This window comes from Microbacterium sp. Ru50 (assembly GCF_002920555.1).
Taxonomy (GTDB): Bacteria; Actinomycetota; Actinomycetes; order Actinomycetales; family Microbacteriaceae; genus Microbacterium; species Microbacterium arborescens.
The window spans coordinates 76,863-91,248 of the sequence record NZ_PQSV01000006.1 but is presented as its reverse complement, the minus strand read 5'-3'; the positions used below and the strand labels follow the sequence as shown (position 1 = coordinate 91,248).

Below are 14,386 nucleotides of genomic sequence, written 5' to 3'. Positions count from 1 at the left end.
CCGAAGCCGAGTACCTCGGGCGCCGCGCGCTGGCCTACCGCTCGGTGTTCCGTCCCGGCCTCCGCCGGCACGGCGACACCGATCTCGGCTTCTTCCTCGGGCGACGCCCCGACGGGGACTGGCGGGTGCGCGCCGAGGATTTCGACCCCGCCGAGTGGGGGCACGACTACACCGAGACCAACGCGTGGGGCACGATGTTCACCGCGCCGCACGACGGTGCCGGGCTCGCCGCGCTGCACGGGGGCGAGGCCGCGCTCGGCGCCGCGCTCGACGTCTTCTTCGCGACGCGCGAGACGGCGGACCCGGGCCTCGTCGGATCCTACGGCTTCGTCATCCACGAGATGAGCGAGGCGCGGGATGTCCGCATGGGCATGCTCGGGCTGTCCAATCAGCCCGCACACCACATCCCGTTCATGTACTGCTTCGCCGGGCGGCACGACGACGCCCACCGCATCGTCGTCGAGGCCCGCGACCGGCTGTTCGTCGGATCGGACATCGGCCAGGGGTACCCGGGCGACGAGGACAACGGCGAGATGTCGGCGTGGTACCTCTTCGCGGTCCTCGGCCTCTACCCGCTCGTGCCCGGTTCGGGCGAGTTCGTGCTCACGCCGCCCCTGCTGCCCCGCGTCGTGCTGCATCCCGAAGGACGCGGGCGTCCGCTCGAGATCATCACGACCGGCGCCGGGCTGCCCTACATCCGCGAGGTGCGGATCGACGGGCGGGCGTGGGAGAGCGTCGCGGTGCCCGCGGCGGTCGTCCGCGGCGCCGAGCGCATCGAGGTGGTGCTCTCGGACGAGCCGACGGGGTGGGCCCGGCAGACGCGGCCCACATCGTTCAGCACCGAGTTCGCGGCCGAGCCGCTCGACGACCTGCTCGAGGTCAGGCCGCGCTCGGTCACCGATGACACCGGCGACACCGTCCTGCGCCTCGAACCCGGCGACGCCGTCGAGCTTCCCCTGCGAACGTCCGCGGGCGTCGGCCTCTACACCGTCACCCCGGCAGGCCCACCGGCGACGGCATCCTGGCGGCTGCGCGGGCGCACCGTCTCGGGGAAGTGGCGCGAGCTCGACGAGCGCGTCGACGAGGCTTTCGAGACCGCATCGCAGACGCGCCCCTTCGCCGTGCGGGGCGATGCCGGGGCGCCCCTCGCGGCCGTGCGCTTCGAAGCGACATCCCGGATCGACCTCGCTCAGGTGGAGGCGTTCGCGGGCGCCGTGCTCTCGCGGGCCGACAGCGCCGGCGGGGCCGCAGCCACGGACGCTACCGGGGCGTCCGATCCGATGACCTCCATCAGCGTCCGGGCGGCGAGCTCGCCGAGGGCGTAGGTGTCGCGCGTGAGCGCGGTGATGGAGGGGCGCACGAGCCGCATCGCGATCGAGTCGTCGAAGCTCGCGACCGATACGGCGGCGGGGACCGGGACGCCGAGCTCCTGTGCGACGCGCAGCCCCGCGAGGGCCATGACGTCGTTGTCGTAGACCAGCGCGGTCGGCCGCTCGTCGCCGCCGAGGAGCGCCCGCGTGGCCTCGGCCGACTGCTCCGCGGAGTAGTCCGTCTCGATCGACATCGGCGGCGGGGCGTCGTAGCGCCGGGCGCACTCGCTCAGGGCGGACCGGCGCAGCTCGGTGTGCTCGAAGTCGAGGGGGCCCGTCACATGCGCGACGCGGCGGTGCCCGAGGTCGAAGAGGGTCTCGAACAGCGCCGTCGCCACGGCGTGGTCGTCGATCCAGACACTCGGGATCGCGGCGTCCGTGCTCGGATGGCTGCCGATCTGCACCGCCGGCAGGTCGAGCTCGGCCAGGAGCGCGATGCGGGCGTCGTCCCGGCGCGGGTCGACGACGATCACCCCGTCGACCCGTTGCGTCGCCTGCCAGGTGCTGTACGCCGCGAGTTCCTCCTCGAGAGAGGAGACGACGAGGGTCTGCAGCCCGGTGTGGGTCTCGGAGAGCCCGGCCTGGATGCCGGCCATCAGCTCGGGGAAGAACGCCTCGGTGCCGAGGGTCCGGGCGGGGCGGTTGATCACGAGGCCGATGACGTCGACGCGCGAGCGTCCCAGCGCCAGGGCGGCGGAGTTGGGGCGGTAGCGCAGCTCGGCGGCGACGGCGAGCACGCGGTCACGCAGCTCGGCGCTGACCCCGGGTCTGTCGTTGAGCGCGAACGACACCGCCGCCTTCGACACGCCGACCCGGTGGGCGATGTCGGCGATGGTCGCCCGTTTCCGCGGTGTCGACATCCGCTCCTCCTCGAGAACTGAACCGGATAAGTCCATCCTTGACTTACTCGGTTTAGTTGCTCAGGCTATACCCCGTCGCACCGTTTGCATACGAAGGAGTTGCACACCATGAGGAACCTGCGCACACCGGCTGTCGCCGGGCTCGGACTGCTCGCCGCCACCGCGCTGCTGGCCGGCTGCTCGAGCGGGACCGGAGCCGGCTCGGACCCCGACGGCGAGGTCGCGGGCTCGATCCGGTTCCAGACCTGGTCGCTGACCCCCACCTACGCCGAGTACCTCGACGGCGTCATCGACGCCTTCGAGGAGAAGTACCCCGACGTCACCGTCGAACTGCTCGACCAGCCCGGCGACGGATACTCCGAGAAGGTGCTCTCGCAGGCGTCGACGAACACGCTTCCCGACGTCATCAACCTGCCGCCCGACTTCGCGCTGCCCCTGGCGAAGCAGAACCTGCTCTACGACGTCAGCACAGCCACCGACCTCGAGTCGACCTACTTCGAGGGGTCGGTCGACGCCTACCGCTTCGACGGCGTCGAGGGCGTGTACGGCTACCCCTGGTACCTCGGCACCGACGTCAACTACTGGAACTCCACCCAGCTCGACGCGTGCGGCCTCGACTCCGCGAACCCGCCCCAGACGACCGACGAGCTCTTCGCCCAGGCGGCCACGATGGCGGACGCCTGCCCCGACAACTACCTCATCAGCCGCGTGCCCGGCATCGGCGACTTCACCCTCGAGGGCATCGACATCCTCAACGACGACGGCACCGAGTTCGTCTTCAACACCCCCGAGGCTGCGGCGCTGGTCGACCGCTACGCGAAGGCGTACGCGAACGGCGAGATGCCGCCGACCGTGCTCAACGCCGACTACCTCGGCAACGCGCAGCTGTTCACGCAGGGCAAGGTCGCGTGGACGACCGGGGGCGCGACCGCCATCGACTCGTTCGAGGAGAACAACCCGAGCCTGAAGGGCAACGTCGCCATCAGCCCCGCCCTGAACATCTCGCCCCTGTACGTGCAGGGCGTGAGCGTGGCGGCCGGCAGCGAGAACCTCGCCGCGGCGCTGGCCTTCGCGGAGTTCATCACGAACGCCGAGAACCAGAACGCCTTCGCGCACATCGCGAACGTGTTCCCCTCGACGCAGGGATCCGACGCCGACCCCTACTTCACCGAGGACGACGGCACGCCCTCCGCCAAGGCCCGCATCACCGGCTTCGAGTCGCTGAAGACCGCCGAGGTGCTCACGCCCTACTCGGTCAACGGCGCGATGAACGACTACCTGAACCAGCAGATCGCCCTGGCCATCCGCGGCGACATCTCGGGCCAGGAGGCGCTCGACAAGTCGGTCGAGAAGCTCAACGACCTGCTGGCACGCCAGTAGGCCCGGCCATGACCGTCACCAACCTCCCCGCGGCCGGGGTCGCCCCGGCCGCGGGGGCCGGACATGGACCCGCGAGGGCGACGCGCGCCTGGACGCCCTGGCTCTTCCTCGCCCCGGCCCTGCTGTGGCTCGCGGTCTTCTCGATCTGGCCCTCGCTCAACACGATCCGCATGGCGTTCACGAACGCCAAGCCGCTCGGCGGCAACGAGCAGTACGTCGGATTCCGCAACTTCGAGCTCATCCTCCGCGACGACCAGGTCATGGGCGCGCTGCTCAACAGCGTCGTGTTCATGCTCGTGTGCCTGCCGCTGCTGACGATCCTCCCGCTGCTCATCGCGCTCCTGGTCGAGAAGAAGCTGCCCGGCATCGCGTTCTTCCGCACCGCGTTCTACACGCCCGTCATCGCCTCCGCCGTCGTGGTCGCCCTCATCTGGACCTTCATGCTCGACGACCGCGGGCTGGTGAACGGACTCGCCCAGGCGATGTCGATCATCCAGCAGCCGCTGCCCTTCCTCACCGACCGCTGGCTCATCATCCTCAGCGCCGTGAGCCTGACGGTGTGGAAGGGGCTCGGGTTCTACATGATCATCTACCTCGCCGCCCTGGGCAACGTCAGCCGCGACCTGCACGAGGCCGCGGCGATGGACGGTGCCGGCGCCGTGCGCCGCTTCTTCTCCGTGACCCTCCCCGCCGTCCGCGGAGCGATGTTCCTCATCGCCGTGCTGGTGTGCATCGCCGCGCTCCGCGTCTTCAGCGAGGTGTTCATCATGACCGGGGGAACGGGCGGAGCCGGCGGAGAGGCGATGACGATGGTCATGCTGATCCAGCAGTACTCCCGCGGGTTCTCGGGCGATCTCGGCTACGCGAGTGCGCTCAGCATCCTCATGTTCTTCGTGACCCTCGTGCCGATGCTCGTCCTGGCCAAGATCAACAGCAGGAGAAGCGAATGAGCACCGTCACCCGTGAGCAGGCCGAGCTGGGGCCCGTGCCGGTCGGAAAACCGCGGCGGCGCCGCGGCGGCGGATTCGGGTCGATGCGTCCCCGCGAGATCGTCGCGCGCTACGCCCTGCTGGTGTTCGTGCTGTTCATCAGCATCGGGCCGTTCCTCTGGCAGCTGTCGACGTCGCTCAAGAGCACGAGCGAAGACATCTACACCCGCATCCCGCAGCTGTGGCCGAGCCAGCCCACGCTCGACAACTACGCGCGCGTCATGGACGCGATCCCGGTGTGGCAGTTCATCGGCAACTCGCTGTTCGTCGCGGTCTTCGCCGTCGGCGGCAACGTCGTCTTCTCGACCCTGGCCGGCTTCGCGCTGTCGCGCCTGCGGTTCCGGGGGCGCAAGATCGTCATCGGGCTGTTCCTGGCCACCCTGATCCTGCCGGGCGAGGCGACGATCATCGCGAACTTCGTCACGATCCGGAACCTCGGCCTCGCCGACACGCTTCTCGGCGTCGCGCTGCCGGGGATGGTCGCGACCCTCAACGTGCTGCTGATGTACAACGCGTTCCGGGTGCTGCCCGAAGAGATCGACCAGGCGGCGATCATCGACGGTGCGAACGCCCTACAGCGGTTCTGGAGCGTGTCGCTCCCGTCGGTGAAGGGAACGGTCGCCGTCATCGCGATCTTCAGCTTCATCGGCGCCTGGGACGACTTCCTCTGGCCGCTCATCGTGCTCACCAGTCCCGACCAGTTCACCCTGACGATCGGCCTGCAGTACCTGTCGGGCACGTTCTCCAACGACCAGCGCATGATCGCCGCGGGCTCGATGATCGCGTTCATCCCGATCGCGATCGTCTTCGCGGCGCTGCAGCGCCACTTCTTCAAGGGCGTCGAGGAGGGCGGGGTCAAGGGCTGAGCCCCGTCCCGCATCCTCTCGCCCTCGTCCCCGACCCCGGAAGGCCCCATGACCTCCCAGATCCACCCCGCACTGAGATTCGGCGTCAACTACACGCCCCGCTCCGGCTGGTTCCACGCGTGGCTCGACCTCGACCTCGACGAGGTGCGCCGCGATTTCGAGGCGATCGCCGGGCTCGAGGCCGACCACGTGCGGCTCTTCCCGCTGTGGCAGCTCGTCCAGCCGAACCGGGGCCTGCTGCGCCCGGCGGCGCTCGCCGACATCGGCGAGGTGGTGGATGCCGCGGCCGAGTTCGATCTCGACGTCAACGTCGATGCGTTGCAGGGTCACCTGTCGAGCTTCGACTTCCTGCCCGCGTGGGTCACGACGTGGCACGAGCGCAACATCTTCACCGACCCCGTCGCCCTCGCGGGGGAGGAGGCGTACCTCCGGGCCCTCGGCGAGGCTCTGCGCGGGCGCCCCAACGTCATGGGGCTCACCCTCGGCAACGAGGTCAACCAGTTCGCGGCCCGGCCGCACCCGCACCCGCACCCGATCGACGAGGCGCAGGCCGAGGAGTGGCTCGTGCGGCTGCTGGGCGTCGCCCGCGAGAGCGCGCCGGGCCTCATCACGCACGCCGCCTACGACGCGACCTGGTACGACGAACGCCAGCCCTTCCTCCCGCGGCATGCGGCCGAGCAGGGAGATGAGACCGTCGTCCACTCGTGGGTCTTCAACGGCGCGGCGCAGCGCCACGGCGGCCTCGGTGCCGGGTCGGTGCGGCATGGCGAGTACCTCGTCCAGCTCGCCGCCGCCTGGCACGCCCTGGCCGACCGCCCCGTCTGGCTGCAGGAGGTCGGGGCCCCCGTCACGGTCGTCGATCGCGACGACGCCGCCGACTTCCTCGAACAGACGGTGCGCCGCGCCGCCGACGTCCCCGTCCTCTCCGGCATCACGTGGTGGTGCTCGCACGACGTCGCGCGCTCGATGCTCGACTTCCCGCCGGTCGAGTACGACCTCGGGCTGATCGACGAGGACGGCGTGGTCAAACCCACGGGCCGCCGCTTCGCCGAGCTCGCCCGCGAGTTGCGCGGAGCGCCCCGGCCCGCACCGTCGCCCGTCGCTCTCGTGCTCGACGACACCCGCCCCCACCGCGCGGAATGCGCCCCCGGCCGCGCGTTCTTCGAAGCCTGGGTGCGCGCCGCCGAGCGCGACGGCCGCGGCCCGCAGGTCGTCCTCGCCTCGCGCCAGGCCGACGACGCGCTGCTGGCCGCCCGCGGGATCGAGAGGATGGAGCGGGTGGATGCCGGCGCCGGCGCCACCGCCGCGCCGGTCCTCGGCGGTGGCGCCGCCGCCACCATGCCCTGAGACGATCCGACCGCCCGACCGCCCGACCGACTGAACGGACCCACCCGCCCATGCACGACGACATCCCCCTCACCACCGGCCGCGCCGCTCGCGTGCTCACCGAGCGCATCCGCCCCGCCATCCACTCGCACCGCACCCCACTCGAGATCGCGGCGCACCGGTTGCCGGGCGAGCCCATCGCCGCGGCCGACGGCCTGGCGCTGGAGTTCGAGCCGTTCGAGGCGGGATCGCCCTGGGGGCCGGCGTGGTCGACGACGTGGTTCCGCGTGCGGGGCCGGGTGCCGGCCGAGTGGGCGGGTCGCCGGGTCGAGGCCCTCGTCGACCTCGGCTTCGATCCGAACATGCCCGGCTTCCAGTGCGAGGGTCTCGTGTACCTGCCGAGCGGCGAACCCGTGAAGTCGCTCAACCCGCGCAACCAGTGGGTGCGCATCGCCGAGGAGGCGGCGGGCGACGAGGAGGTCGAGTTCTACATCGAGGCCGCGGCCAACCCCGTGCTGTTGGACTACCACCCCTTCCTCCCGACGCAGGAGGGCGACATCCGGACGTCCTCGCCGCGGGCCCTCTACACCGTGCGGCACATGGACCTCGCCGTGTTCGAGCCCGAGGTGCACGAGCTCGCGCTCGACCTCGAGGTGCTCGTCGAGCTGCAGGCCGAGCTGCCCGAGACCGCGCCCCGCCGCATGCGCGTCCTGCAGGCGCTCGACGACGCGCTCGACCGCCTCGACCTGCAGCGCATCCCCGAGACCGCCGCCGACGCGCGCGCCGCGCTCGCCGAGGTGCTGGCCTCGCCCGCCGAGGCCAGCGCACACCGTATCTCCGCGATCGGCCACGCGCACATCGACTCCGCGTGGCTGTGGCCGGTGCGCGAGACCATCCGCAAGGTCGCGCGCACGAGCACGACGATGACGGAGCTGCTGGGCGAGAGCGCCGACTTCCAGTACGGGATGTCGAGTGCGCAGCAGTACGCCTGGCTCAAGGAGCATCGTCCCGAGGTGTGGGCCAAGGTGAAGGATGCCGTCGCGACGGGCCGCTTCCTGCCGCTGGGCGGCATGTGGGTCGAGTCCGACACCGTCATGCCTACCGGCGAGGCGATCGCCCGCCAGTTCCTCTACGGGCAGCGCTTCTTCGAGGAGGAGTTCGGAATCCGCTCGCGCGGGGTCTGGCTGCCCGACTCGTTCGGGTACTCCCCGGCGCTGCCCCAGCTCATGCGCCGCGCGGGATTCGAGTGGTTCTTCACGCAGAAGATCTCGTGGAACCAGGTCAACAGGTTCCCGCACCACACCTTCGCCTGGGAGGGCATCGACGGGTCGCGGATGTTCACCCACTTCCCGCCGATGGACACCTACAACTCGCAGCTGTCGGGCATGGAGGTCGCCAAGGCCTCGCGGCAGTTCCGCGAGTCGCGCGTGGCATCCGGATCCATCGCCCCCGTCGGGTGGGGCGACGGTGGCGGCGGCACGACCCGGGAGATGACCGGCAAGGCCGAGCGACTGGCCGACCTCGAAGGCAGCGCGCGTGTTCAGTGGGAGCATCCCGACTCGTTCTTCGAGCGCGCGATGGCGGAGTTGCCGAAGCCGCCGGTGTGGGTGGGGGAGCTGTACCTCGAGCTGCACCGCGCGACCCTCACGAGCCAGCACAAGACCAAGCAGGGCAACCGGCGCACCGAGCACCTGCTCATCGAGGCCGAGGCCTGGTGGGCGACCGCCGCCTGGCGCACGGGCGCCGACTACCCCTACGACGAACTCGACGCGCTGTGGCGGCAGGTGCTGCTGCAGCAGTTCCACGACATCCTCCCCGGCACCTCGATCGCCTGGGTGCACCGCGAGGCCGTCGAACAGTACGAGCGCGTCGCGGCGGCCGCCGAAGCCCTCATCGACCGCGCCCAGGAGCTGCTGGCCGGCAGCGGCGACGAGCGCATCGTCTTCAACGCCTCGCCGCTGACACGCGACGGGGTGCCGGGTCTCGGTGCCGCGTCCGCCGCGCCCCCGGCCGGTGCCGTCGAGGTGCGCGAGCACGACGGCGGATTCGTGCTGACCAACGATCTCGTCCGGGTGACGATCTCGGACGCCGGGCTCATCACCTCGGCGATCGATCTCGCCACCGGCCGCGAGACGATCCCGACCGGTGAGCCGGCCAACCTCCTGCAGCTGCACCAGGACTTCCCCAACATGTGGGATGCCTGGGACGTCGACCGCTTCTACCGCAACCGCGTCACCGACATCACCGGCATCGACGCGCTCGCCGCCGACATCCGCGACGGCGCGGCCCACGTGCGCATCGCCCGCTCGTTCTCGGCCTCGGCGCTCACGCAGGAGCTCGTGCTGCGCCCGGGCTCGCGCACGATCGAGATCTCGCAGCGAACCGACTGGCACGAGGTCGAGAAGTTCCTCAAGGTCGCGTTCCCGCTCGCGATCCAGGCCGAGCACACCGCGGCCGAGACGCAGTTCGGCTACGCCAAGCGGGTGACCCACACCAACACCAGTTGGGAGGCGGCGAAGTTCGAGACGTCGATGCACCGTTTCGTGCACGTCGCCGAAGCGGGCTTCGGGGCCGCCCTCGTGACCGACTCGACCTACGGATACGACGTCACGCGCGAGGCCGACCCCGACCGAGGCGTCACCACGACGGTTCGGCTCTCGCTGCTGCGTGCGCCGCGCTTCCCCGACCCCGAGACCGATCAGGGCGAGCAGAGCCACCGCTACGGCCTCGTGATCGGCGCCGACATCGAGGCCGCGACCGCCGCCGGCCTCGCGCTGAACACCGCGATGCGCGAGCGCACCGGAGTGCCCGTGGCGCCGCTCGTGACGGCGACGCCCGGCATCCTGGTCTCGGGGGTCAAGCTCGCCGCCGATCGTTCGGGCGACCTCGTCGTGCGCGTGTACGAGCCGGCGGGTCGACGTGTCGCGGGCGAACTGCGCATCGACGGTGCGGCGACGATCCGCGAGGCATCGCTCATCGAGGACGACCTCGGCGAGATCGTGCACGACGCCGGCCGCGTGGCCGTCGAACTCCGACCCTTCGAGGTGCGCACGTACCGGGTGGGCGTGTCGTCCGGTGCCAGGATGGAGGGATGACCGAGACCACCGGGTCCTCCCGCGCCCTGCCCCTCGACGAGGCCGCGGCCGCGGCGATGTGGGAGCAGTACCGGTCCGCGCATCCCGAGGCCGTGCTCGCGGCTCCTGAGTACACGGTCGAGCACTTCGGCGACAACGCTCGGCTGGCCGACGAGCTGCTGGGCATCGTCCTCGCGGGCGGCAAGCGCGCGACCGCCGAGCTCGTCGCCGACTTCGTCGCGCGGGGCGACCTCATCCCGCGGATCGGCTCGCACTGGATCGCCTGCGACAGCACGGGCGCCCCGCGCATCGTCATCCGCACCACAGAGCTGCGCCTCGGGCCGTTCGCGAGCGCGGACGCCGCCTTCGCCGCCGACGAGGGGGAGGACGACCTCTCGCTGGAGAGCTGGCAGCGCGAGCACCGGCGCTACTGGACGCGCGTCGCGGCGGCCCGTGGCGCCGAGTGGTCGGAGGACGAGGACATCGTCTTCGAACGTTTCTCGGTCGTGTGGCCGCCCGAGCACGCCGACTGAGTCCGCAGCCCGAGTTCGCCGGTCCGCGGTCGTCGCCCAGCTGATGAAACCGCCGCGAAAACCGGGCCGCGTGCGCAGGCGAGCACGCGGCCCGGTTTACGCTGTGGGGCGGGGCGGTGAGCCCGTCGCGCCACTGCGGCGCGGCGCCGTCCTCGGGAGGTCGATGTGAACTGGCTGCTCGACACGAACATCCTCTCCGGGCCGGCCGTCGTCGGGACGTGCATCGCGGCTGCCCTCGCGTTCGTCCTCCTCGTCGTGCTGCGGCCGAGCAACCGCTGGCTGCGCCGGCGCTGGACGATGACGGCGGCGACGGCGGCGGTCGTCGCTGGACTCCTGGGCATCGGCCTGACCTGGCTGCTGGCGGACCAGTACGACCTGTTCGGCGTCGTCCTCACGGCCGACTCGCGGATGTGGATCGCGCTCGGGTTCGCCGCCATCGGGGTCGCCCTGGTGTCGCTCTGGCGTCCCACCTGGCGCCGGGCCGTCGCCGCGCCGTTGGCGATCGTGCTCTTCGCGCTCACCGCAGCCATGGGCGTGAACATCGCGTTCGGACAGTACCCGACCGTCCGCCTCGCCCTCGGGATGCCCGCATTCGGTTCCGCTGACCTGCCGTCACTCGACAGCAACGCCGACCGTCCGACGATCGCCGACTGGACCGCCCCCGACGGGATGCCCTCGACCGGCGAGGTCGGCACGGTCACGATCCCCGCGACGGCGTCCGGCTTCACCGCCCGCCCGGCCGTCATCTACCGCCCGCCCGCAGCCCTCACCGACAACCCGCCGCTGCTGCCCGTGCTGATCGTGCTGTCCGGACAGCCCGGTCAGCCCCAGGATCCGCTGATCGCCGCCCACCTGCAGCAGTCGCTCGACGCCTACGCGTCGGCGCACGACGGCCTCGCCCCGATCGTCGTCTCGCCCGATCAGCTCGGCTCGCCCGACGCCAACCCGATGTGCATCGATTCGCCGCTGGGCAACTCGGCGACCTACCTGACGGTCGACGTGCCGACCTGGATCAAAGCCAACCTGCCGGTTCTGGACGCCCCCGACTTCTGGGGCATCGGCGGCCTGTCGCAGGGCGGCACCTGCTCGATCCAGCTCGGTTCGGCCCACCCCGAGCTCTTCAGCGCGATCCTCGACGCCTCGGGCGAGGAGTTCCCCTCGCTGGGTGACGAGGCGACGACGATCGCGCAGGGCTTCGGCGGCGACCGGGCAGCCTACGAGGCGGCCAAGCCCGCCGCGATCATGGCGGCCCACGCGCCGTACCGCGGCATGACCGCCGTCTTCGGCGTCGGGAGCAACGACGCCGGGTTCCTCCCGGGCGTGCAGCGGATCTACCAGGCCGCGCAGGCCGCGGGGATGGATGCCACCTACGTCGAGGCGCAGGGGAGCGCCCACGATGCGACCTCGTGGACCTACATCTTCCAGCAGGGTCTCGAGATCATCGCCGATCACTGGGGGCTCGGCCGCTGACGGCGGGCTCGCGCAGCGACCCCGCCATCCGTACCGCCTGCCCGAGGGTGAGGGTGGGCAGGTAGCACCGCGTCAGAGCGACGCCCAGCGCCGGCAGCATCGCGGGGTCGGGGTACACGGCCCACAGCGGCACGAACTCGGGCTGGAACTTGCGCTTGAAGTTCAGCAGCGACCGGAACCCGTAGGCCGGCTCGAGCAGCCCGCCCAGCAGGTCGAGCAGTCGCGCGACGTTGGTGCGCTCGGCGTCATCGCCGAGCTGCGTCGAGGCCAGCGGCGAGCCCGACAGGCTCAGCAGCCCGAGCCCGTCGCTCTTCATCCGGTCGGCGGCGGCGCCGATGACGAATTCCATGATCCCGTTCATCGCGTCGCCACGCCGGCGCATGAAATCGAGGGTGTAACCCGTCACGGCTCCGTGCTCGAACATCGGCAGCCAGCTCGTGACCGCCTCGATCCGGCCGCTCTCGTGCACCGCCATCATCACCCGCACGGCCGGGTCGTCGAGCTCGTCGACGCCGCCGAGAGTGAACTCCATCTCGGGCAGCGAGCGGTCGGCGACCCAGCCCTCGGAGATCTCGCGGATCTGAGCGTGCTGGCTCGAGGTGAGCTCCCGCCACGACGTCCACACGGCGGCGATCCCCTCGCGCGAGGCCCGGTTGGTCGCAGTGCGGATGTCCTGCCGTTTCTTGCCCGCCGTGTTCCAGTCGGGCAGGCGCAGCACGGCCTCCTCGGCCACCGGCATCCGCTGCCAGCCGAGGTGGTCGAAGACGCTGCCCTCGCGCGCGTCGACGCTGTAGAAGACCGCCGTCCAGCCGTGTGCGCCGCAGAACTCCACGAAGCCCGACACCACGTCGGGCCGGTCGTGGTCGGGCCCGAACGGACCGCCGAGGGTCACCGCGATCGTGCCGCGCACGCGGTAGGCGATCGCGGCGTCGGCACCGGGGGCGAACCAGTAGGAGTTGCCGCGCCACGTCGACATGAACGACAGCGTGTCGCCGCCACCGCGTTCGAGCACGCCCCGGGCGCGCAGCCGGTCGGGCGCGTCGAGCACGGTGCGCGAGTCGACGAGCACGCGTGCGACAGCGACGACCAGAATCAGCCAGAACACCAGCGACGGGAGGTACCACATCGCCTGCGCGGCACCGGACTCGGGCACGAACTCGATGATGTCCGAGGGGATCAGGGTCGGCGGCACGAGACGCAGGGGCAACGCGCGCAACACCATCAGTGCGTCGACCCCGGGCTGGAAGCCGTCGGCGATCAGGAGCGTTCCGACGAACGAGACGACGAGCGTCGCCGCCGTTCCGATCACGATCGTCAGGACGAACGTGCGCTTGGCCGCGGCGGTGGTCGTCACCCGGGCGGCTCCCCGGAAGAGGATCAGCACGATCGCCACGCCCAAGGGCACGATCGCGCCGACGATCACCCCGGTGAGGGTCTGCCACACGAAATCCGCGGTCTCGGCGTTGACGGCCTCGCCGATGGCGGCGACGGTGTCGGGCTCGATCACGAAGAACGTGTAGAGCATGCCGGCGAACATCGCGAGGTTGATCGCGACGGCGACCTCGAGCGCGATACGCCGGCCGTTGCGGATGCCCCGCGCCGCGAGCAGGAGGACGATCAGCGGGAGCAGCGCCACGACGCTCGACCACCCCTGCAGATCGGAGATGGAGGAGAAGTCATCGGGGCAGGGGGCGCCGGCCGAGCCGAATGCGCACACCTGGCCGTCGACGATGCTCAGCGGGTCGATCGAGAGATAGCCGTAGATCGAGAGCAGGCCCGCGCCCGACCCTGAGGCGGTGGCGACGACCGGGCCGATCGCCGTGATCGCGACGATGGCAGCGAGGAGCACCCGCTTCTCGTAGTACGAGCTGCGCACGAGGCGGAAACCGCTGCTGCGTCCACCGAGCGCGAAGCCGAGCGCGAACCCCACCGGCACGGCGAGGAGCGAGAACAGGTCGTTGGCGCCGCCCGAGTAGAGATAGAGGGTCACGGCGGAGAGCACCGCCAGCAGCCGAGTTCGACGCCGCCAGATCGTGCCGAAGAACGAGCTGGCCGCCATGGCCGTCGCGAGCAGCGGGGCGGTGGGGGAGAACACGTCGACGGCCGGGGCGTTCAACGGGATGCCGGCGAGGTAGGTCTGCTCGAACAGGTCGATCGCGAAACCGAGGAAGGATGCCGCGACGCCGCCGACGAGGTACGCGATCACGGTACGCACGCTTCCCATCGCCCGTTCGGCGGCGCCCACCACCACGAGCACGAGAACGACGAACACGATGAGCGCCGGCACCGTCTCGACGACGAACAACGAGGTCACGGAGCTCCACCAGTGACGAGTCGCCGCGCCGACGCCACCGGCGTCCTGGGCGGGGATGAAGCCCCAGTCGATCGGCTCGAAGATCAGCCCCGCGACACTCAGCCCGATCGTGAGAACGGCGATCAGGATCGTCACCGGTCGGTGGCGCAGCCAGGAGCCGGCGCCCGCGGTGAGCGAACGCAGGTCGCGGGGGGATGTCGTCAC

Annotated in this window: 9 protein-coding genes and 1 pseudogene; 8 read left to right on the top strand and 2 right to left on the bottom strand. The window is 71.0% G+C overall.

Going from position 1 to position 14,386, the window contains the following annotated elements; all coding sequences use genetic code 11:
• Positions 1-44: 44 nt before the first annotated feature.
• A pseudogene (locus tag C3481_RS16820) lies at positions 45-731 on the top strand (glycoside hydrolase domain-containing protein); the annotation flags it as partial.
• A gap of 458 nt (positions 732-1,189) precedes the next feature.
• Here the strand turns inward: C3481_RS16820 and C3481_RS15410 are convergent.
• Positions 1,190-2,230 carry a LacI family DNA-binding transcriptional regulator gene (locus tag C3481_RS15410; RefSeq protein WP_081731794.1) on the bottom strand — a complete coding sequence of 347 codons (1,041 nt, stop codon included), beginning with the start codon at positions 2,228-2,230 and terminating at the stop codon, positions 1,190-1,192.
• A gap of 108 nt (positions 2,231-2,338) precedes the next feature.
• Here C3481_RS15410 and C3481_RS15405 point away from each other — a divergent pair, with 108 nt between their 5' ends.
• The 7 genes from C3481_RS15405 to C3481_RS15375 all read left to right on the top strand — a co-directional run bounded on the left by C3481_RS15405 (position 2,339) and on the right by C3481_RS15375 (position 11,868).
• Positions 2,339-3,610, top strand: a complete 1,272-nt coding sequence (locus C3481_RS15405; RefSeq protein ID WP_219817676.1) for an ABC transporter substrate-binding protein — start codon at positions 2,339-2,341, stop codon at positions 3,608-3,610.
• Between the two features lie 8 nt (positions 3,611-3,618).
• A complete protein-coding gene (locus C3481_RS15400) occupies positions 3,619-4,560 on the top strand; it encodes a carbohydrate ABC transporter permease (protein WP_083990490.1) in 942 nt (313 codons plus the stop codon).
• Positions 4,557-5,465, top strand: coding sequence for a carbohydrate ABC transporter permease (locus tag C3481_RS15395; RefSeq protein WP_023954284.1), 909 nt, complete (start codon positions 4,557-4,559; stop codon positions 5,463-5,465). Before C3481_RS15400 ends, C3481_RS15395 begins: the two co-directional genes overlap by 4 nt.
• Positions 5,466-5,513: 48 nt before the next feature.
• Positions 5,514-6,812: a glycosyl hydrolase gene (locus tag C3481_RS15390; RefSeq protein WP_219817675.1), complete on the top strand. Its 1,299-nt coding sequence runs from the start codon at positions 5,514-5,516 to the stop codon at positions 6,810-6,812.
• Between the two features lie 50 nt (positions 6,813-6,862).
• The gene (locus C3481_RS15385) at positions 6,863-9,886 is read left to right on the top strand and encodes a glycoside hydrolase family 38 C-terminal domain-containing protein (RefSeq protein WP_103843202.1); all 3,024 of its coding nucleotides are present in this window, start codon (positions 6,863-6,865) and stop codon (positions 9,884-9,886) included.
• Entirely contained in the window at positions 9,883-10,398 is a 516-nt protein-coding gene (locus C3481_RS15380; protein WP_023954290.1) for an ASCH domain-containing protein, read from the top strand. The genes C3481_RS15385 and C3481_RS15380 overlap by 4 nt, the downstream gene beginning before the upstream one ends.
• 165 nt (positions 10,399-10,563) lie before the next feature.
• Positions 10,564-11,868: an esterase family protein gene (locus C3481_RS15375; protein WP_023954292.1), complete on the top strand. Its 1,305-nt coding sequence runs from the start codon at positions 10,564-10,566 to the stop codon at positions 11,866-11,868.
• Here C3481_RS15375 and C3481_RS15370 read toward each other — a convergent pair.
• The gene (locus C3481_RS15370; RefSeq protein ID WP_144083393.1) at positions 11,837-14,386 is read right to left on the bottom strand and encodes a bifunctional lysylphosphatidylglycerol flippase/synthetase MprF; all 2,550 of its coding nucleotides are present in this window, start codon (positions 14,384-14,386) and stop codon (positions 11,837-11,839) included. The two genes, C3481_RS15375 and C3481_RS15370, sit on opposite strands and share 32 nt — an antisense overlap.